The organism is Paenibacillus sp. FSL H3-0321, from assembly GCF_038002865.1.
Classification (GTDB): Bacteria; Bacillota; Bacilli; order Paenibacillales; family Paenibacillaceae; genus Paenibacillus_AQ.
Genome location: NZ_JBBODH010000001.1, coordinates 7,288,995 through 7,309,608, shown reverse-complemented (window position 1 = coordinate 7,309,608; position 20,614 = coordinate 7,288,995). Strand labels below are relative to the sequence as shown.

The 20,614-nt window shown below is 49.9% G+C and carries 18 protein-coding genes and 2 pseudogenes; 4 read left to right on the top strand and 16 right to left on the bottom strand.

Annotation, left to right across the window (positions count from 1 at the left end; genetic code table 11):
- Positions 1 to 113: 113 nt before the first annotated feature.
- The 5 genes and pseudogenes from MHI45_RS32260 to MHI45_RS32240 all read right to left on the bottom strand — a co-directional run bounded on the left by MHI45_RS32260 (position 114) and on the right by MHI45_RS32240 (position 5,249).
- Positions 114 to 536 carry a VOC family protein gene (locus MHI45_RS32260; RefSeq protein WP_076114664.1) on the bottom strand — a complete coding sequence of 141 codons (423 nt, stop codon included), beginning with the start codon at positions 534 to 536 and terminating at the stop codon, positions 114 to 116.
- A 79-nt stretch (positions 537 to 615) separates the two neighbouring features.
- Positions 616 to 1,590: pseudogene (locus MHI45_RS32255) on the bottom strand (sigma-70 family RNA polymerase sigma factor); the annotation flags it as partial.
- 408 nt (positions 1,591 to 1,998) lie between these two features.
- Positions 1,999 to 3,627 carry a copper amine oxidase N-terminal domain-containing protein gene (locus MHI45_RS32250; RefSeq protein ID WP_076114547.1) on the bottom strand — a complete coding sequence of 543 codons (1,629 nt, stop codon included), beginning with the start codon at positions 3,625 to 3,627 and terminating at the stop codon, positions 1,999 to 2,001.
- Positions 3,628 to 4,296: 669 nt separating this feature from the next.
- Complete coding sequence (locus MHI45_RS32245) at positions 4,297 to 4,746, bottom strand: WapI family immunity protein (protein ID WP_076114546.1); 450 nt, start codon at positions 4,744 to 4,746, stop codon at positions 4,297 to 4,299.
- 233 nt (positions 4,747 to 4,979) lie between these two features.
- Positions 4,980 to 5,249, bottom strand: coding sequence for a helix-turn-helix domain-containing protein (locus MHI45_RS32240; RefSeq protein ID WP_256718297.1), 270 nt, complete (start codon positions 5,247 to 5,249; stop codon positions 4,980 to 4,982).
- Between the two features lie 146 nt (positions 5,250 to 5,395).
- On the opposite strand from MHI45_RS32240, the pseudogene MHI45_RS32230 reads away from it, so the two are divergent.
- Positions 5,396 to 6,023, top strand: a pseudogene (locus MHI45_RS32230) (M24 family metallopeptidase).
- A 50-nt stretch (positions 6,024 to 6,073) separates the two neighbouring features.
- On the opposite strand, the gene MHI45_RS32225 reads toward MHI45_RS32230, so the two are convergent.
- The gene (locus MHI45_RS32225; RefSeq protein WP_076114544.1) at positions 6,074 to 6,772 is read right to left on the bottom strand and encodes a Crp/Fnr family transcriptional regulator; all 699 of its coding nucleotides are present in this window, start codon (positions 6,770 to 6,772) and stop codon (positions 6,074 to 6,076) included.
- Positions 6,773 to 6,861: 89 nt separating this feature from the next.
- Entirely contained in the window at positions 6,862 to 8,361 is a 1,500-nt protein-coding gene (locus tag MHI45_RS32220) for a DUF4153 domain-containing protein (protein ID WP_076114543.1), read from the bottom strand.
- A 113-nt stretch (positions 8,362 to 8,474) separates the two neighbouring features.
- On the opposite strand from MHI45_RS32220, the gene MHI45_RS32215 reads away from it, so the two are divergent.
- Positions 8,475 to 10,151, top strand: coding sequence for an ABC transporter substrate-binding protein (locus MHI45_RS32215; protein WP_341118598.1), 1,677 nt, complete (start codon positions 8,475 to 8,477; stop codon positions 10,149 to 10,151).
- A gap of 77 nt (positions 10,152 to 10,228) precedes the next feature.
- Here the strand turns inward: MHI45_RS32215 and MHI45_RS32210 are convergent, their stop codons facing one another.
- Positions 10,229 to 10,723: a DinB family protein gene (locus tag MHI45_RS32210; protein WP_076114541.1), complete on the bottom strand. Its 495-nt coding sequence runs from the start codon at positions 10,721 to 10,723 to the stop codon at positions 10,229 to 10,231.
- A 148-nt stretch (positions 10,724 to 10,871) separates the two neighbouring features.
- Here MHI45_RS32210 and MHI45_RS32205 point away from each other — a divergent pair, with 148 nt between their 5' ends.
- A complete protein-coding gene (locus MHI45_RS32205; protein WP_076114540.1) occupies positions 10,872 to 11,099 on the top strand; it encodes a DUF2651 family protein in 228 nt (75 codons plus the stop codon).
- Between the two features lie 281 nt (positions 11,100 to 11,380).
- Here MHI45_RS32205 and tnpB read toward each other — a convergent pair whose 3' ends face one another.
- The 7 genes from tnpB to MHI45_RS32170 form a co-directional block, all read right to left on the bottom strand.
- A complete protein-coding gene (tnpB, locus tag MHI45_RS32200; protein ID WP_341159870.1) occupies positions 11,381 to 12,469 on the bottom strand; it encodes an IS200/IS605 family element RNA-guided endonuclease TnpB in 1,089 nt (362 codons plus the stop codon).
- Positions 12,470 to 12,626: 157 nt separating this feature from the next.
- On the bottom strand, positions 12,627 to 13,070 hold the full coding sequence (locus MHI45_RS32195) for a GNAT family N-acetyltransferase (RefSeq protein WP_076113044.1): 444 nt from the start codon (positions 13,068 to 13,070) through the stop codon (positions 12,627 to 12,629).
- Positions 13,071 to 13,090: 20 nt separating this feature from the next.
- A complete protein-coding gene (locus MHI45_RS32190; RefSeq protein ID WP_076113043.1) occupies positions 13,091 to 13,639 on the bottom strand; it encodes a histidine phosphatase family protein in 549 nt (182 codons plus the stop codon).
- 3 nt (positions 13,640 to 13,642) lie between these two features.
- A complete protein-coding gene (locus MHI45_RS32185) occupies positions 13,643 to 14,128 on the bottom strand; it encodes a hypothetical protein (protein WP_076113042.1) in 486 nt (161 codons plus the stop codon).
- A gap of 122 nt (positions 14,129 to 14,250) precedes the next feature.
- On the bottom strand, positions 14,251 to 14,790 hold the full coding sequence (locus MHI45_RS32180; RefSeq protein WP_076113041.1) for an AAA family ATPase: 540 nt from the start codon (positions 14,788 to 14,790) through the stop codon (positions 14,251 to 14,253).
- Between the two features lie 164 nt (positions 14,791 to 14,954).
- Positions 14,955 to 16,364, bottom strand: a complete 1,410-nt coding sequence (locus MHI45_RS32175; RefSeq protein WP_076113040.1) for an NAD-dependent malic enzyme — start codon at positions 16,362 to 16,364, stop codon at positions 14,955 to 14,957.
- Positions 16,365 to 16,497: 133 nt separating this feature from the next.
- Positions 16,498 to 17,094, bottom strand: a complete 597-nt coding sequence (locus tag MHI45_RS32170; RefSeq protein ID WP_076113039.1) for a TetR/AcrR family transcriptional regulator — start codon at positions 17,092 to 17,094, stop codon at positions 16,498 to 16,500.
- A 125-nt stretch (positions 17,095 to 17,219) separates the two neighbouring features.
- On the opposite strand from MHI45_RS32170, the gene MHI45_RS32165 reads away from it, so the two are divergent.
- A complete protein-coding gene (locus MHI45_RS32165; protein WP_076113038.1) occupies positions 17,220 to 18,212 on the top strand; it encodes an acrylyl-CoA reductase family protein in 993 nt (330 codons plus the stop codon).
- A 61-nt stretch (positions 18,213 to 18,273) separates the two neighbouring features.
- Here the strand turns inward: MHI45_RS32165 and MHI45_RS32160 are convergent, their stop codons facing one another.
- Positions 18,274 to 20,613 carry an ABC transporter permease gene (locus MHI45_RS32160; protein ID WP_076113037.1) on the bottom strand — a complete coding sequence of 780 codons (2,340 nt, stop codon included), beginning with the start codon at positions 20,611 to 20,613 and terminating at the stop codon, positions 18,274 to 18,276.
- Position 20,614 lies beyond the last annotated feature (1 nt).

The following is a 20,614-nucleotide window of genomic DNA, read 5'->3' as shown; positions in this document are numbered from 1 at the left end:
GCCCAACAATAAGATTTAATCGACTATGCACAACACGGATGGTTTCGACACAAATCCAAGCTTTACAAAAAAAAGAGTCGCACCATCATCTTGTGCAACTCTTTATCCGTAATTTAGTCTTCAATTTCAGTATAAATTTGAAAAGTCACGCCGAATTTGTCCGTTACATCGCCAAACCCAGGGCTGAAAGGTTCTTCTTTAAACGGCATATTGACCTGACCTTCTTGCCGCAAGGCTTCATAAATCCGTTTTGATTCTTCTACTTCATTCGTTGTAATGCAGATGGTGACCCGTTTCCCGTTTTCACTAGGCGAACCGCCTGGAGCATCCGATAACATGAGTTCCGTTACTCCGACCTTTAACTTGGCGTGCGCTACAAGATTACTCAGATCGTCAGTGAACGTACCAGGCATGTCCGGCATTTCACCGTAAGTCACCATGGAGAGGATTTCTGCACCGATGGCTTGTTCATAAAATTGAATTGCTTCCTTTACCCGGCCCTCCAAAGTAATATAAGGGGTAAGTTTTACCGTCATAAGATTGTTCCTCCTTAAATTTTGATTTGATTCAATGTGGTTCATAAGTATAGACGATCCGGCCACCGTAAACTCATCGCTATATTGAAAAATCCTGCTTCGCGTCCAAACCTGTAGGCAATCCAAATCGAACAAATAAATCGGAGTCAATGAAATAATGGATATGAGCGATCTTATCCTGTTCTATCTCTAGAATATGAATGCTCCACGGAGCCAGCAGCCCATCCCTTCCGGTGGGTACATACTGAGCAAAAGCTGGACTATCCCCGTTAGCCCGAATCGGCAGCAATCTGGAACCCAAACAATGGCTGCGTGTTGTATTGTAGAATGAAGACAGATTAGAGCTGCCACGAACCCACATCTTAAATGGCGGCATCGACAAGCTACCGTTCTCGTGGAATAATGCTAACAATGCATCGATGTCGTACTGTTCGAAAGCTTCCATATAACTTGCAAGCACTTGTTGATCTGCCTGAACATCTCCCCCTTGTAATTCTTCGGACCGAAGATTCGACCGAGCGATCGTCGAGCGAGCCCGTTGCAAAGCGCTGTTGACGGCTGCCGTGGTCATCCCCATCGCATTCGCTGCCTCATTCGCCGACCATCGGAAGACATCAAGCAGGATCAGTACGGCGCGTTGCCGGGGCGGCAATATTTGCAGGATCGCAACAAAAGATAATCGAATGGTTTCTCTGCTAACCACGATATTGGCCGGGTCACCAACGTTATCGGGGGCCGGCCAGATCCACGAACTTCGGGGCAAGCTGTCCCTTGGTTCCATAATAATAGACGCGGGTTCTGAGAGATCCATCGGAAGTGCCCGACGCTTTGCACTCCTTAACCTATCCAAACAAACATTAGTGGCAATCTGATACATCCAAGCTTTACGGGAAGAATTCTGCCTAATCTGGTCCCAGTTCTGCCAAGCGCGAAGCAGCGTATCCTGCACCGCATCTTCCGCTTCAAAAATGGACCCCATCATCCGATAACAATATCCGATTAGTTCAGAACGCAACTCCTCGAGCATGTCTATTCCATGCTTTTGGCTCATTTTACGTTTCCTCCTTTTTGGCGTCCAAAAAACTTATATCTTACTACTCATATTAACATTTCATAAGCGAGAAAACTTGCCTCTATTTGTGATACGGTTCACCGCGGATAATCTTAAACTATCCTGCCCGTTAGTTTAGAAAAAGCAGCCGATCACAAGAAGCCGCGGTTCTTGTAGCCGCCTGCGATCCAAGCATACCAATTTGGCCAAAACCGCGTAGAGAAGTCCGTTATCGATGAGCAGGAATGGCAATATCATAATCTGAATTACTCGGATGTCCTATTTTTACATACAGGGTTTTGATTATTTCCCTCTAAATCGACCATAAAAAAACAAGCCGGACAAATCCCGGCTTGTTTAGGCGATCGTTTATTCGGAGTACTGTAGGGCTCCAACATATATCCAGATCATTCATTGCTTAGGCAGTACTTTCAGGCGCTCAAACTCCTTGATGGTTTGGGCATTGCTAAGAAATATGTTTTTTCCACCAAGCTCGGAACCCATGGCCAGCTTATCCCCGGATGCTCTGTAAATGCTGACCGAATCGCCGGTAGAAAAATTTACTGACATTCCATGGAAGAACGTTACCGGAAATGTCCGAGGCAGCGTAACTTCAACGCCTTCTGCGGTGATTTTCCTTAGGATGCGGCAAACCGTACGGATCCCTTCCTGATCCTGTTTATTCGTTCCGATCAGCGGTTTATACATGAGATCCCCATCCTGAATATCTACAGACACGACCGTATCGGTAGAGCATGAGGATGCCATCTCCTGAAAGCTGCGCTCCTTGGGAAGCGCCTTTCGTTCTTCTTCATAAGACGGTCGTTCGTAGGACAGTCGTTCTGATTGGCTGTTGTTGTTTTGGAACGGACTGAGATAATCGAAATCCAAAACGCCGTGCCCCACGTCCCCACCAAAGCTCAACGAATCCCCAGGATATGGCGTCTGGTTGTCATGGGCATATGCCAAATCTTTTCCTGTCAGGAGCTTATCTGCCAGGACCACAGTAGAGTTGTCTTTCAGGTCGATAAGTGTCAGCAGGCCGCTGCGGTTGGGTCGGACTACCAGAAAATCGGTACCCACAGCCTGGACGCCGAACACGTCGTCCTGCTGGGTCAGCTCCGCCAGATCATACGTTGAGACGACTTTCCCATCATCGTTATATACCAACACGATCTTGCCGTCCGTCAGCACCGTATAATCAATCCAGCCGTTTGGATCATAGACCTGATAATACGACGTATTTGGCTCATACCGTTGGTCATACGACGCATGCTTCTGCTCGACGATCCGGTTATCGCGGATCAGAAGAGTGTAGACTTCATAATGAGGATGGGGACTTGCAAATCTGTCCACTAATGTCAGCACCGTATTCTTACCTTGCTTGCTAGGCTGAACAAAAACCGTACCCTGCAACTGCGCATCCAACTTGCCGATAGAAAGTACATCGGACTGTTCGTCTTTGCCCATATACAGGTCATGGGTCGTATGATTCAACCATATCGCAAACGGGTTCAGCTTGAGGTAATCGTTCGGCTTCGTCATGCGTACGTTATGTGTGGCCGCCTCCCATTTAACTTCTGCTCCAACAGCCTCCGAGAAAAAGCGCAGCGGTACATACACACGCCCATCAACCATTCGGAGGGGCGTGGACAGAGCGACTGGCTGCCCATTTACGGCTGCGCTGGTCGAGCCGAAGGGAATTTTTACCGTGAGTTCCGGATACCTCATCGTCACCGTTTTGGCCTGTGTGTTCCAGGACACCAAGGTTCCGAGCAGTTCCCCGATATCCCGGACAGGCAGATAAACCGCACCTTGGTCTAGGAAAGAAGGTGTTTTCGTCTTTACCACTTTTCCGTTAATCGTGATGTTAATGTCGTTTTTAACAGATGTAGCGAGGGCTTCAGATTTGTCCGCCCATACGGGTAGCACGATGACAAATGCTGCAGCCATGGCCAGAATCGTCGCCGGCAGAAATGAAGACCATCGTAATTTGAAGCGCATCTCGCAGGAAAACTTGGTTTTTAGGTTTTTAATCATCTGTTCATTCCTCCTTTAAGGTGGTTTTAAAAAAATAAATTCTATTGCCCATTTATCTTTGGCTTTTTATGGGTACTCAGACGGCAAATATTGTGAGTGTTGGACCGTTTCTCGAAGCATTTTTTGGACTTATTGTGTTACCTTTGGTTCTTGCTTTACTTTCACAGTGGTGGGCAAGACAGCAACCTCGTGGGGAATGACTCCTTGATGATGCAGTATGGCTCCCTGTGCCTTTAATGGCAGTAACTCAATTTGTTGTCATTGCTTCTCAAATTGCTAAACTTTACACCTCTTTTAATTTTATTGCCCAAGTGATTCCTGTATATATAGGGTGTATGATTATTATACCGATTATTGCTCTATCGTTTCTCGTATATTCCGTCTAGATACAGGGGCAGGGCGCGCTCTTATTTTTAGTGCTGGAACTCGTAACTCCCTTGTCGTTCTTCCCGTTGCACTGGCTCTTACGGAACCTATCAATGCGCTAGTGTCAGCTGTGATCGTAACGCAAACAATCGTCGTAGAGCTTATTGGGGAACTAATTTATACTCGTCTTGTTCCAAATGTCCTTATACGGGAAAAAAATAGCTAAAAGGAGAGTGTTATTACAGATTTGCTTATAAAATCAGTCTTTCGGTCTTTTAACTATCCTGCCCGTTAGTTTAATGGCTACTTAGGACATATTCCTTTCATATCCCCATAGTGGTTAACGATTTGTTTCAATCCGTCGAGCGTCTCCACAAAAAAGCTTTGATCGCTTTCGATTTCAAATATTAACTCATTGCCCTCGTGTGCAAACTCCTTGAAGTAACCTTCAATGATGACCTGCCCTCGCTTGTTAAACTTAACTTCTAGCTTTAGGTTCACTTCAGAATTTATCAATGCTGCAATCCCGTCTAAATCAGCCATACACCGTATCAACTGATCGTAGAACTGGTACACTTCACCTGTTGAGAACCACAACTGACCCTTGAGGTAATAGTTCCCACTCTTAATTTCTACAATTCCTCTAACATCATATCCACCAAAATGGCTTGTCATGTTCGGAAAATCGAATGCCTCTTCTATCGTGATTTGTACAAAACAGCCCTTTTTCCCTCGTACTACAAACTCATGCACTTTAACCAGCTCACTTAATTGGGATTTTCCACTTTGTTTAACTATATTTGCTCGTTTTCACTCCGCAGCAGGCAGCAGGTCTTGAACGGAAAACTTATTGGACGTGCTGCTCCAGGGTTTCGGGAATGCCCGGTCAGGATAGATTGAGTCGAAAAAGGAATAGCCCAGCGGATCATATATCTTTAGCTCTTCCCGAGTATTAGGTTAAGTGGACAACACAACTATGGCTCTCTTCATTTTTTATTGTAATGCTTGTTAAAAAATGTTTTCCTGTATTGGGTGGGGGTGATGCTCTCATATTTTTTGAACAAACGCATGAAATATTTTGAATCCTCGTAACCCACCTCCGAGGCAATTTGCACAATGCTCAAATCTGTTTCCGTTAGCAACTTTTTGGCATGCTTCAATCGAAAGGTAATGATTTGCTCGGAGATTCCGATCCCGGTATTCTCTTTGTAAATTCTCGACAGATAGCTTTTGTTGTATTTGAAATGATCAGCAATTTTATCAATCGTAACGACAGTTCAAATCCTTGGTCAAAGCGGACACGTGGGCTGTAACAGGCTGGGTGGAGAAATTCCGCGAGGTCAAGGATGAAGAAGAGCTTCGAAGTACCCTGGAAGCCGTACGTATAGCTGATAAGACCTTTATGCATATTCTCAACTACATTCGTCCGGGAGTTACCGAGCTCGATGTGGCGACAGAAATGGAATACTTCATGAAGCGGAACGGAGAAGACGGCCTTCCCCACCATCGTGGCATCCGGTATCCGCTCCTCCTATCCCCACGGTGAGGCCAGCCATAAAGAAATCGAGCGGGGCGACACGGTGATCTTAGATTTTGGAGCAACTTACGAGGGTTACGTTTCCGACATCACCCGAACCATTGCCGTAGGTCAGCCAGATTCACGACTTGACGATAGTTATTATCTGGTGCTGGAGGCACAAAAAGCAGGACTTCGCGCAATCCGTTCCGGAATGAAAAGCAAGGAGCTGGATTCGATCATCCGGGCTCCCTTTATCCGTGAAGGAATGAATGCCCATTTCACCCATGGCGCCGGTCACAGCATCGGATTGGACATTCATGAAGCCCCTTATATCAGCTCCCGGTCGGAGCATAAGTTTGCAGAGCATACCATTATGACGATCGAGCCGGGATTATATTTTCAAGGGGTTGGCGGAGTGCGTATCGAAGATGATGTCCTTGTCAAATCAGAGGATAACTGTACATTAAGCAAATCACCGAAAAGCGATTTGCTTGTACTACCGTTTTATTGACAGATTCAAAACAACCCATTCCAATGCCATTCCGCTCTCTCCAATCCCGTTTATTCATATAAATTCCCGTTCGCAAGCCGGGCCAGCTTAGCTTCATCCAGCACACTCAAACGGCCCTGTCTGCGTTCAATGATGCCATCCTCAATGAACCGCCGCACAATCCGGTTCAGATGGCGGTAGCTCGTTCCGAGCAAATCCGCCGTCTCCGTAAGACTTGCTGTGCGGAGCTCCTCCACACGATGCCCGCCGACGCTGTCCGCGAACATGGACATCAGATAGCTGGCAAACCGGTTCTCCACCGGGTAGAGCAGATTCAGCGCGGAGGTCTGACCGAGCGTATACAGCTTATGGCTTAGCTCTCCGACCAGGAAACGCAGCAGCGCCGTGTTCTCTTCCATTTCTTTCAGCAGCAGCTTTCTGCCGGCCACCAGCAGCAGGCTGTCGCCGACGGACTCCACCTCATTTTTAACCGGATACTGCCGCAGCAGCTCCACGTCCCCAATCACGGACATCGGTTTGGCAAACCGCACCAGCATCGATTTTCCGTTGGGGAGCAGCGTGTGGATTTTGAGCTTCCCTTGGACTAGGATGAACATGCTCTCCAGCCGGTCTCCGACCGAGCAGACCGCCTCCCCGTCGCCGTACCGCCGCAGCTCCATTCTTTCAATGACCTCAGTGCTGAACATCTCTTCCAGCCCGTTCTTCCCGGCCAGTGTACGGACAGCCTCAAGATCCAATATTGTGTTCATTCCGTGCTTCCTCCTTGACCTCATGCTGGCTTCAATGTACCACAATATATAGTAGAGTATAACCCGTCCCCGATTTCAAAATAAAGCGTCTATTCCGTAAAATATCGCTCCAGAGCCTGCTGCGCCCGGTGTTTGGATACATTGAAGGACGGCCATTCTTGTTCAGCAGTTGTGTTGTTCTGCCATTTGTCACGCAGGTTCTGTTCCAGCAGCCCATTCTCTTTCTTGCTGAATTCAATCAGCTTCGGGACCGCATCCCAGGACAATCCGCTCAAATAGGCAGCATCCAGCTTGCCGCTGGCCTCATACCGTTCCATATTTCTGCCGGCAATGATCCCGTCCATCCCAATATAATTCATCAGCACGTACGCAAGCAGACCGAGCACTATATAACATTTGGCCAGCGGGAAGTTCACCCGGCTAATCCGCACCGCCGCAATGACCAGCAGCAAACCGAGAAAGATCATAAAGGCGTGCACGAGAAAGCGGATATAGGTGTAGCCGTACGCTTCCTCATACAGCGCCAGACGGGAGTAGGCAGAATACAACATGACCATGGAGCACAGGACCAAGGTATAGAGCAGGATGTTAATCATCTTTTTCAGCGTTTTCTTCACTTCCCCTACGGACAGCAGCGACAAGAGCAAAATCGCAAAGTTGATGGCTGTAACCAGAATCAGCTCAAAAAATCCGCTCCGGGCATAATCAGCATACGTGCTGCCTTCCGGCAAAACCCCATCCCATGCACCAAACAAATATGAAAACTGCACGCTTACAAACAACACATACACGGTATTGATCGACACAAGGATTGTGGTGATAATTACCGGATCAATGGAAAAGGTAAAGGGTTCACGGACCGGCTCGCCGTCCAGTGGCGGCACGCTCCAGTCATAGTGTTTAGGATCGGCGAACCCTTGGGCAAAACCGAACAGTCCCATTCCGAGCAGAATGATCCATAAGACACGGGCTAAGCCCTCACTGAATGAGATCCGCTCCAGCAGCGCCGGTACGTCCGCCAGTATCTCATGAAATACACCGTCGGCTGAAGAGAGCAGTGAGATTACAATCAGCAGCAGCGGGCAGGAGATGAGCAGTCCAACCAGCACTTTGACCAGCACCTGCTTGCGCTCCCCTTGCAGATTCCTGCCTCCTGCTTTTTGGATAATCTTAAACACCGTAGACCAATGCCGCAGGCTCTGGGCAAAAAAGTGCTCGGCCGCAGCCCCAATCAGTGCTAACCTGCTCCAAGACGGAACGCGATAGCTCAGCATATAGGTCATATGTAAGAAAATCAGCGCCGGAATCACCAGGAAATTCAGCCCGAAGAAAAACCAGTTTGCAAACAGTGCGTATGTCAAGGAGAGCAGAAATATCGCTCCCAGCCAAACATAGCTGAACCACGTGTTCTTACGCAACCTATCCTTGGCAACATAAAGTACAAAGATATAGAGCAGGCATACAAAAATCGGTACAGAAACGCCTGCCTTCTGGCCGTAGAACAGATACTGATGCACGTCAGCCAGCAGAAATGCAGCAATTAATGCGTAAAGCGGCCGCATTGCTGTAACCGTATTTTCATCCCCCATGGTAAATCCCCCCATTTTCTTGCTTTCTTATCCCAATTTTAGCTGATAAAATAAGAAGAAAAAGAGAAAGAAATGAGTTTATATTTCCTATTTTAAGAAAGGAAGAGCCGACAATGAAACTGCACAGCCAATTTCTGAAGCTGCACTCCCATCATGGGGGGGCGGCGGAAATCTTGGTCACCCTTGATGAACTGGCTTTAACTCTGGGCTGCACCCACCGCAATGCATTGCATGTTATCAATAAAATGTCGGAGCAGGGCTGGATCGTCTGGACGCCCAGCCGGGGGCGGGGCCGCCGGTCCTCCCTGAAGTTTCTCACGGATTCCGAGACAATCGCCCTGCAATCCATGAAGCAGGCGATCAGCAGCAGAGATATCCGCAGCGCCATGGAGGGCATCCGCGGACATGCCCGTTCCTCCTCGCTGCAGGATTCCCTGCAGGGCTGGCTGATGTCCTACTTCGGCCATCACTTCGAGATCCGCAGCGACAAACGGATTGACAGCTTACGGCTGCCGGTCAACCAGCAGCTCCATACCTTTGATCCGCTGTACATGAATTTATTGGCGGAGTCCTTCGTGTCCAGCCATGTGTTCGACGGGCTGGTTGGACGCGGCGGTGAACGGGACGACATCCTTCCCGGGCTCGCCCATGCCTGGGATGTAGATGACAGCCGCACCAGCTGGACATTCCATCTGCGCAAGGATGTCTTCTTCCATCATGGCAAGGTGCTGGCTGCCGAAGATGTGGTCTATTCCTTCGAACGGATGATGACTTCGTCGCACCGGATGCTGTACAACTCTATTTTCAAAGAGATTCAGGAAGTGAAAGCCCTGAACGCTACCACGGTGCGATTTCTGCTCAAGAAACCCAATGAGCTCTTCCTGCCTTTCCTGTGCACGAGCCGGGCAGCTGTCGTTCCAAGAGATCTGGAAAGCCAGGGTGAGAGCAGCTTCGGGCGCAGACCGGCAGGCACCGGACCGTTCAAGGTAGCGGAGATGCATGAGGATTCCTGCGTACTGGAGGTATTCCCGTATTATTTTCAGGGCCGCGCCCATCTGGACCGGGTGGAAATTCTCTATGTACCGTGGGGGATAAGTAATTCTTCTCCGGAGACAAGCTCCGGCTTCCACATTGTTACGAATCCTTCTGTCTCTGACCCTTCGGCCTGGAGCCGGATTCATTCCGAGTCCTCTGTGCGGAAATTTGTGACCTTCAATACGAAAAAAAAAGGACCGCTAAGCGATCCCCTTCTTCGGGCAGACATTGTATCCTGTTTGAACGCGGATGTGGAGACGCATGGACCACAGCAGCCAGAGCCTCATCCGGTAGCGCTGCAAATTGCCACGATCCCGCAATATTCCGGTGATGCCGAATCCGTTGCCGCAAGGCTGAAGCGCCAGGGTTATACCTGCACGGTACTGACCGTCTCCCCGGAGGAATTCAAAGGCCCGGTCCGCCTGCAAGCCGACCTGATTGTTTTCTCCCTGCTCCGTGATCAGGATGAACAGCTCCGGCTGTTCGACCTGTATCTGACGCTTGCGCAGCATATCGAGCCGCGTACCCGGGCCGATATCGAAGGCCGGCTAAGCCTCATTTCCCGTGAGCCGCATTTCCAGGCCAGAGCCGAGGGCTTCAAGATCATCGAAGACAGCCTGATCCGCGATCATCAGCTGCATATCCTGTACGAAAAGCCCACCGAAACGGCTTACCTTCCATCCGTGCGAGGTGTAACCTTCAACAGCCAGGGCTGGGTCGACCTGCGCCATCTATGGTTCCCGCCGGAGCTGTAGAGCCTCCAAGGACAGTTGGCCTGGTCATTCCAGTGGCCGAAGGGGGCGATGAGCGGACGGACTTTCAGAGTTTAAGTTCAATTCCATAAGCCCGGCAGGCTGTCCGCTAGCCCTTTGCCGATCACATTGGCAGAAGGAGGCTGCTTCCCGAGCTCTCTGGCCCAGACGGAGAGCTGCCCGGTATGATGAATTTCATGAGCGATAACATGGCGCATAATTTCGCCCCAGGCATCGGTAACCACTGAGCCGTCACTGCGCTCATCTGCAAAAACATTCCGCTCCAGACCTTCATGCCAGGCCAGCACAAAGTCTTCCACCTCGGGACGAAACTTTGCATCCAGCTCCCGTACCTTTTGAAGGTTGCTGTACCGGGCGAAATCCTCTTGAAAATCCGGCTTGCCCTCCATCACCATGATCCAGCTCCACTCTACATCAGCAATATGAAACAGCGTCTTCAATATCCCGCCAACGCCGCCTGTACGCGGCTTCAGCAGTTCCTCTTCCGGTATCTCCTCACACCATTTGTACCACTGCTCGCGAACCATCCAGTTATAACGGAAAAACGTCTCCATCCAACCCCTCCAATAATGTTAAATTCATCACACTTGCAGACAGTTTAACATATAGCAGAACCGGCATGGCATGGAAAAAATAATTATACTTGTCATACAGCATCTTCCAGGAAAAAGTATATAATTATAGAATATTTTATATTGAGGAGTGAATCCGTTGCTTTTGGTTTTTGTAATCTGTCCTATAATCGTTATAGTCACTTCAATTGTTGGTTTTATGTTGATTAGAAGATGGTTCGTAATGCCGTTATTAACTTTTATTGTTTTCACAGCACTAACTTTTACCGTCTTCAATGAGTCCTTTTTCATTTGGGCGATAGTTTATGCAATATTATCAGTCATCGTAGGTTTAATGATGAAGTCAGCAAAAAAGTAAAAATCAACAAACGTAATGATTAACGGCCCCATATTGGAGTCGTTTTTTCTATGCCTAAGCGAAAAAAACCAGCCTCTGCAGGCTGGCGGGATATTCTTAATTCTTCTTTCGCTTCTTGCGGTTTTCCCAGAGAGTATCTGTGATTGCATCAAAGTTGAATCTCCACCACTTAGCTGACGCTTGAAGGGGTGGATTCTTGCGAACAGAGGAGCAACCTCCTCTTATGGGCAAGCGATCCCTGCGTTCTCGCAGTTCTACGTTTTTATTTTTATAGGTAATAGCTATACCGCTACCTGTTTGATATTATGAGCCGCATTTTCATCCCGATCATGGTGTGTTCCGCAAGCTACACATGTCCATTCTCGAATCGAGAGGTTCTTCACTTCGGGATGGATCATGCCGCATACGTGGCACTGCTGACTGGTCGGCTCGAAGGTGCCGGCAACCCGGAGGGTTCGTCCATACCAGGATGCTTTATACGTGAGTTGTCGCACCCATTCGCCCCAGGACGCATCAGCGATGGACTTGGAGAGTTTGGGATTTTGAATCATATTCGCCACACGCAGCTGTTCGATGCTGATCGTTTGGCACTCACGGATCAGCTTCGTTGTCATCTTGTGGAGAAAATCCTTCCGGGAATTTGCAATGTGTTCGTGAATACAAGCAATGTGTTTCTTGGCTTTCTTCCAGTTGGAGCCCCCTGGTGTGCGTCTCGCCAAACGCCGCTGCCACAGCGCAAGCTTTTTCTCGTATTGACGGTAAAACCTGGGGTTGGCAAAATGCTCGCCGCTTGAGCACACCGCGTATTCCTTAAGCCCCAAGTCAATGCCGATATGCGCATCTGCTTGTGGGAGTGGGGTCTTTTCGACCTCGCAAACCAGAGAGACAAAATACTTATCGCTGGCGTTTTGCAGTACCGTAGCGGACAGTATACGACCCTCCAGCTTCCGGGAGTTGGCGAAACGCATCCAGCCGAGCTTGGGAAGCTTCAACCGGTTGCCTTCAATGGCGATATTTCCGTTCGTGAATTTCGTGGTGTAGCTTTGTACTGGATGCTTCCGGCTTTTGAAGCGAGGCGCTTGATTTTGCTTTTTGAAAAAGCGGTCAAAGCTATCTGCCACATGCCGAACGGCGGACTGTAAAGCAATACTATCGACTTCTTTGAGCCAGTCATATTGGGTTTTTAGGACAGGGAGCTGTGTCGCACAGGGCTGATAGGACAACCCTTTGCCTGTCTCGGCATAGGTTTGGTTCCACTCTTCCAGGAAATGATTGAACACAAAGCGGCAGCAGCCAAACATTTGACGAATGAGTTGCTGTTGCTCGGTATTCGGGTAGATGCGGTATTTATACGCTTGATGAACGATCATGTGCGACACCCCCTTTTGTAGTATTTTTTACAGTATAGCACGTATGTTCGCTGAATAGTTAAAAACCGCCGATTCATCTCCGCCTATAGAGGTCGGAGTCTTTTCGGTTTTTGAAGATAAATTCAAAACATGCCCACACAGCCCTCCCTCCCTCATGTTAATGTGAGCTTAGATGCTTGCGGTACCCTTCTACCTTTTCATCCCGGTAGCCCATCGACTCATAGAAGACATGCGCTTCCTTACGCTGCTCACCGGAGACGAGGATAATGTAATAGCAGTTTCTCTCGTGGGCGGCTTGCTCAATGGCAGTCATAAGCTTTTTGCCGAGACCCTGGCGTCTGGTGCGGGAGGATACGACTACATTCTCGATCACCATAAACGGCCGGCAGTCTCCGACGAGATCCTGGCATTCGATCCCCATCAAGGAGCCGAGCAGTTCCCCGTCCACGTATGCGCCGAGCAAGATGTACCGGCTATCTGCCTTTACCCTGTTAAAAGCTTCAACCAGCTTCACTTGATCTGTTCTATGGCCTATCAATTCACTGTACAGCTCATTTAATGCCTCAAGAGAATCCGCTTCAATTTCCTTAATGGTGACCATTTTATGCATCCCGCTTTCATTTAGTTTTCTACCTTCTCATATGTATAAAGCTGCCCATTTCGCGGATGTCCCATCCGCTTCCCTTGATAGGATCTGCGCCGCAATTCCCGCTCCAGCTGCTTCATAAAAGCGCCATGCGTGACGATCAGCACACCGGAGCGCTGCGGTACTGACTCCAGGAGATCGACAGCCGCTTTCACGCGCTGACTGGTTGTCCGCCTGCTCTCTGGCTGGGAGCGGTGACCGAATATCCAGGACAGACGTCCGAGAGCCAGCCACCAGGGTACCGGCAGCCTGGGACCCGATACACTAACCGCAGCCACTCCAATTTCTCTCAGCTGCTCCGTGAATGTAATGCCGCCTGAGTAAATGCTGCGGGCCGTGTCCACCGCTCTGGGCAGATCACTGCACAGGCAATGATCCCACAGTTCTGCAGGCTGATTCCACTCCACGGTCCGGATATCCGCTGCATCATACAATCTCACCCATTCATTGAACTGACGGCCGCTCACCCAGCCCTGCAGCGGCGGAGCATCTACTTTGAAATGTCTGACCAATCCGAATTTCACCGTCTACCACCCGCCTGAATCGACGGTATCGACTTCAATTCCTTTTCCAGCTGTCAGATGAAGGTTCACATTGCCCTTGCCTTTGTTTCCGACAATTTTAATCCGGCTGTTTCCTTGGATAAGCGGCAGTTCCACCGAACCTTCAGTGCTGCCTTCGGCAATGACTACCGTTTCCTCTTTAGGAGTTATGAGTACGACTTTAAACTTTCCTTTGGTGATATCCTGCTCAAACTCGATGCCAAGCTTGCCTTCCTCCGCTGCCTCAATGCTCCACAAAGTATCCGATCCATAGAAGCCGGTAAACGTAAGTTCGGCATCCTGTGCAGTCACTTCACCTATACGATCCTTGTAAGTAAGACTGTCTCCGCTCTGCACGATCACCTTGTTGTTGCCATACACATCCTTCTGTTTCTGGTCGACACCACAGCCGGCAAACACCACAGCAGCCAGAACCACACCAAGACAACAAGCAATCCCCCGGTTGTACATCTTATACACTCCCCATGATTACATTCAACTTTTGACTTTCGCAGTACACACCTTGATCCTATAAACCGTCATCCCATAACCCGCAGCTCAAACGGCTCCTTCTTACCACGCTCTTTCTCTCCTTAGCTTTGACTGGACAGACAGCTCAGCACAGCCTCCACACGTTCATCTACCGACATTTCCCCTGTTAACCGCAGTACCGGACAGCCCAGCTCAGACATCCATTCCTCATGCAGTGTTCTGCTTCTGACCTCCACACCTGCCGTATCATATAAAGCGGCCCATTCCAAAAAAACCTGCATATCTGTAAATTTGCTCCCACCCGGCAGGCTTTCCTTCCCATACCGCTCATATTCTCTTGCCTTTAAGCGATCCAGCCGGAGCTCCGGTGGAATCCACAGAAAGATTACCAGGTCAAAATAAGCGCGAAGTTCATCTCCCCAGCCACAGACAGCCCCGGAAAGTATCCATGGTCCGGCATGATCCAAATCCCGCTTGATTGCAGCCAGTCTCTGCGTTTTGTCACTCTGCTTAGTGAATTTGTGCTCCCAGAAATAGTCGTCGCTATCCAGATGCACATACGGCAGCTTCTCTGCCAGCGCCTGGCCGAGCGTGGTGGTGCCGGATCCGGAAGCCCCCATAATATGTATCCTGCTGAACATGGCTCCTCCTGAACATGTAATGATTATTTATAATTGTATAATTTTTCACATAAAAGATACAGCGGCACATTTCACTCCCCGGCGGCAAATATTGAAGCGGACGCAAAGCAAATAACCCGCGAGGCCGCTGTGGCCGCAGGTTTTTCGCTTGCTCTTTGGTGACCTCAGTCCGAAATATCCGGAGGAATACGGCGCGCCGTACGGGTGGTGATAGCTGCCTTGATCACTGCCAGCCGTACCTGCTCCACCACTTTCTCATTAAAAATACTCGGAATGATATACTGCTCATTCCGCTCGTCCTCCTGTACAACCGAAGCAATGGCCTGTGCTGCGGCCAGCTTCATCTCCAGATTCACCTCTCTTGCCCTGCAATCCAGCGCTCCGCGGAAAATTCCCGGAAAACAGAGCACATTGTTGATCTGGTTCGGATAATCGCTTCTTCCGGTCGCCAGTACACGGGCATACGGTTCTGCCAGTTCAGGCTCGATCTCCGGATTGGGATTCGCCATGGCAAAGACGATGTTATCCTCGGCCATGCTCTGCAGGTGGCTGACGTTCAGAATGCCTCCGCTGGATACACCGATAAACACATCCGCCCCCTGGAGCGCCTCCGTCAATCCGCCGCTTAAACCCTCAGGATTGGTATTATCCGCCAGCCAGCGCCATTCGGCATTCCCGTAAGCTTGCTCTCTGCTGAGAATCCCCTCCCGGTCAACGGCATAAATGCTGCGGGCTCCCGCTGCCAGCAGCAGGCGGCAGATGGAGACGCCGGCTGCTCCGATGCCGACCACGACAATTCTGCAGGAAGCGATTTGCTTGTCCACCACTTTCAAAGCATTTAACAGTCCTGCCAAAGCAACAACTGCCGTGCCATGCTGATCGTCATGAAACACGGGGATATCCAGCTCGGCGGAGAGGCGCCGTTCAATTTCGAAGCAGCGGGGTGAGCTGATATCCTCCAGGTTGATGCCGCCGAAACCGGAAGAAATCGCTTTCACAATCGCGATGATTTCCTCCGTATCCTTGGTGTCCAGGCATAAAGGAAACGCGTCGATATCTGCCAATTGCTTAAAGAGCATCGCCTTGCCCTCCATGACCGGCATGGCCGCCTGCGGTCCGATATCACCGAGGCCGAGTACCGCAGTTCCGTCGGTGACGACAGCAACCGTGTTTCTTTTCATCGTCAGCGAATAGGCTTTACCCGGATCCTCGGCAATCGCCATGCAGACGCGGGCAACACCAGGTGTATACACCAGTGACAGATCCTCCCGGTTCTTGATCGGCATTTTGGGTGTGATCTCAATCTTCCCGCCAAGGTGGGCCAGAAACGTCCGGTCGGATACATTGATAACCTTAATCCCCGGCATGTTCGACAGTATCGTAATAATCTCCTTATTGCCCGCATCCTGGACGTTTACGGTAATATCTCTTGTCGTCACATCCTTGCCTGCACGGATGACGTCAATGGCCACAATATCCCCGCCCGCTGAAGCAAGCGCTGAAGCAACATCGCCAAAAGATGCAACCGATTTACGGATTTCCAAACGGATAATCATCGTTGTCGCAATGGACATAGAGTAAGCCTCCTTCTCAAAGCGTTCTATGACCAATATACTACAGTTCACAGAATGTACAAAAGAAACTTTCCCATGGAACTGTTGGCCCCACATTTACTGTGTGAGCGCCTGTCATTTACTGCACAAGGGTTCAGACACTCAGCACCTTCATAATTGCTGTATAACAGGATTCTTTGAAAGTGGCATGAAGGTCATCGTCATCGGTCATCAGCCACTGGATCAGACAACCATCGATTATTGCACGGATCACCGGCGAGGTCTTGTCCGGGGTCAGCTCCCTGGAGAATATCCCTTCCTCCTGGCCCAGGTTCAGCACTTCGGTGCTGATGGCTGCACAGCTGTCATAGAAGCGCTGGTTGATTTCCCGGTACACGGGAATCCGGCTCGCCCGGGCCAGGAAATCGAGGTACACCCGGTAAAATGAACGGTTTTGTGCGGGACCGGCAAACGCCGAATCAATATAGGCGGCAAGCTTGCCCGTTGCCGTATGCTGCTCCTGCACCGCCGACTGCTCTTTCGCCGATATTTTACCTGTCAGCCATGCCAGCAGTTCAACCAGCACAGCCTCCTTATTCTCGAAATAATAATGCACGACCCCTTTGCTGACTTCGGCATGATCTGCGATGGTCTGCAAGGTCACGGAATCATAGCCGCTTTCTGTCAGCGCCTGAAAGGCTGCGTACAGAATCTGCTTGCGTTTCTCTTCGGATTTCTTGTAGCGTACCATTGGACCTCCACGATTAGACAGTTATGTACTTAATATCATAGCACTAAAAAAGTTGACCGGTCAGAATAAATATTATATAACTGACTTACCTATCACAGATCGTAGAAGAACAGGAGCGAAAACTCATGCCTGAAACATTTCAAGCTTTGGTTGTGGACAAAACAGACACGTTTAAGGTAGCTGTACAACCGGTGACACTTGGGGAATTGCCTGCCGGTGAGGTGCTGATCAAGGTATCCTACTCCAGCGTGAACTATAAGGACGGCTTAGCCAGCATTCCGAATGGAAACATTCTCCGCAATTATCCCTTCATCCCGGGCATTGATCTGTCTGGAATCGTTGTATCTTCAGCAGACAGCCGGTTCCGGGAAGGACAACCCGTCATTGCCACCAGCTACGGCATTGGCGTATCCCATTTCGGCGGCTTCAGTGAGTATGCCCGGATTCCTGCCGAATGGGTCCTTCCGCTGCCGGAAGGTCTTTCCCTGCGCGAAGCGATGATCTACGGCACCGCCGGATTAACGGCTGCCTTGTCGATTCAAGCGCTGGAGGATAACGGAGCAGCGCCTGACAAAGGTAAGCTGCTGGTAACCGGCGCAACCGGCGGTGTCGGCGGAACAGCCGTAGCGATGCTGGCCCACAAAGGATACACGGTCACAGCCAGCACCGGCAGAACGGAAGAAGCCGGTTATCTGCAGACCCTGGGTGCAGCCGAGGTCATCTCCCGCGGAGACGTCGGCGATGGTACAGGCAAGCCGCTTGACAAGCAGCTGTGGCAGGCTGCTGTTGATTCCGTAGGCGGCGGCCCGCTAGCGGCGGTACTCAGCAAGATCACCTACGGTGGCGCCGTTGCCGCAAGCGGCTTAACTGCAGGAACGGCAGTCCCGACGACCGTGATGCCTTTTATCCTGCGCGGTGTAAGCCTGCTTGGCATTGATTCCGTCTCCTGCCCTATGGAGAAACGGCTGAAGATTTGGCAGCGTATGGCAAGTGATTTGAAGCCTGCGGTGCTGGAGGAGCTGGTCGACCGGGAGATCGCCTTGAGTGAGCTGCCCGCCGCATTGGAAGACATCCTTAAATCGAATACCAGAGGCCGGGTACTTGTCCGCCTCTCCTAGTCCTAATACAACAACAGCCACCCGGGAAATCATGCCCGGGTGGCTGTTTAAGTTTAACTGTCTACTCTGTGATCAATTCATAAGCCGTAATCCGTTTGATCCGGCGGGAAACCAGCATGGATATGAGGTAAGAGAACAAGACAAGACCTATGCCCAGTCCTATGATCATCGGGGCCTGTATATTAAAGTTCACCTGTGCGATTCCAGCACTGGACAGCAGCATTTCGAGTAAGGAATTGGTATAAAGACCGCCAAGGCAGGTACCGACGAGAACGCCCACCGTTACTACAGGGAGAAAGCTCATAGCTATCTGCGATCTCAATTGGAATGTCGTATAACCTAAGGCACGCATTATGCCCAGTTCCCGCTTCCGTTTCAGGATGCCTGTCTGAATTACCAGGTAGAGAATTAAGCTAACAGTAAGTACAGTAATTGCCAGAATCACAACCATAAGGGCGAAAATGGCCGATATATACACTTTCATCTGATCAGCAATGGATTTTTCGGCATTGGTTACAGACTGAAGCATATCCGGATATTGTGATTTCACAGCTTCAATAAACTCCGGAGAGGTAGTGCCATCCAGATAGACGTTAATAGACATCGCCTGTTGGCCCGGCATCAGCCGCTGCACACCTTCAAGTGCCAGAGATGCATCTGCGCTTAAGGATTGGCTCAGGCCGGTGATCAGAAATGGTTCGGACACTTTGCCCAAATCAACATTTATCGTATCGCCGATACTTTTCCCCAGCAGCCTGGACAAAGTGCTGGTAATCACAATTTCGTTATCATATTTCGGATGGCGGCCTTTCACCACTGTGTTATTGTCCATCTGCGCATAATCATCGGAGAAATCAGACGACACCTGACGACCGTTGATCGTTACCGTGAGGTAATCCTGAAAGATCGCTTTTTCGACGCCGTTCATCCCTCTAATCTCCTTCAGCAGCCGTTCACTGTCCTGCCCCTGCTGAACTTGAATTCCCACATTGGGTGTTTCGGCACCGGTCATTTGAAAGAAGGCCGTTTTATCCGTGGAAATATTATAGTAAAGCACAGCCGAGAAGACGGATGCAACCGTAATCGCCGTTATAATACAGCCAATCATCAGGTTCTGGCGGCTATTGGCAAGCATTGTTTTGCAGGCCAGCAGAAATTGCAGGCCTCCCTTGGCCTTATGCAATGGAAGGTGATTGCGCTTGAAATTATGCGCCAGAATCCCGCCCCGCAGCGCTGCGACCGGCTGCAGTCTGCGCACACGCCAGGCTGAACCCATCGCCACTGCCCACACAAGCACCATAAGGATAGCAATACTGAGCAACGAGTTGCCTAATGGGGTTCCGCCAGGCCAGCGCAGACCCGTCAGCGTGGCGATGATGCCTCCGAACGCTTGAACCGCAGCGTAGGAAAGCGCTACACCGGCAACACTCCCGGCAAGACCGGTCAGCGTAAATTGCAGAGCAAAGGAGGATGAAATCTGCCGGCTCGTATATCCCAGTGCCTTGAGCACACCGATGTTTACCATTCCCTCTTCAATGCTGTCTGCAATGCGGAACTTGATGACAATCAGCGACACCACCACAATAATGGCTGCAAAAACAATCAGAATCATCGCGACAATATTGATTGTGAGTGTCGAACTTTCGGCCTGTCCGATATCACCGCTCCAGTAATTGATATCGTTCGAGTCGTTAAGCTCCGGAAACTCGGCGCTGTAATCACTTAAGAATGATGCAGACTGGCTGCTGTCCTTGAACACTGCCGACTGGAGGATCCCCTCTGCATCAGCTCCCAGCTTGTGTTGAAGTTCACTGTAGGTGCTATCCGGTAAATAAAATTTCATCAGAGCCAGATTTGGCTTGCCCATTAGGGTAGACTCGAAAAATCCGGTGATCTTGTAGCTGTAAGTCACATTCTGATAGGTAAGACTGAAGGAATCACCCAACTGGTAGCCTCCACTGGCTTTCAAAGAATAGGGGGCGTAGATACCAGCCTCATCATTTGCCGGCAAAGACTCAACCAGTTTGAGCGGTGCGATGGTGCGGTTGTTATCCGCATTCAGAAGTGCAATACGCAGACTGAAATCATTATCGGTGTCTTTATCGTAGCGGAAAGCAGCCTTGGGGATGAGGATAATCCGTTCCGTTTCCTGTTCCTTTACCCCTTCATAGGATTTAATATAATCCTCAGTGGAGGGCTTAAAATGAGAGGCTGACATCGTAATCACTGCATGCGCATCATGCAGCTCATCGGCCTTCTTCTCATAGAACCTTCCCATTGAGGAGACAATCGTGATACCGATATTGAGCAGTAAGGAAGCCGTCAAAATCAGGATGAACAGGGAGAAGGCTGCTCCTTTTCTTTTTTTGATATTGGCCCAGGAGAGGTTGAGAACGTTCATC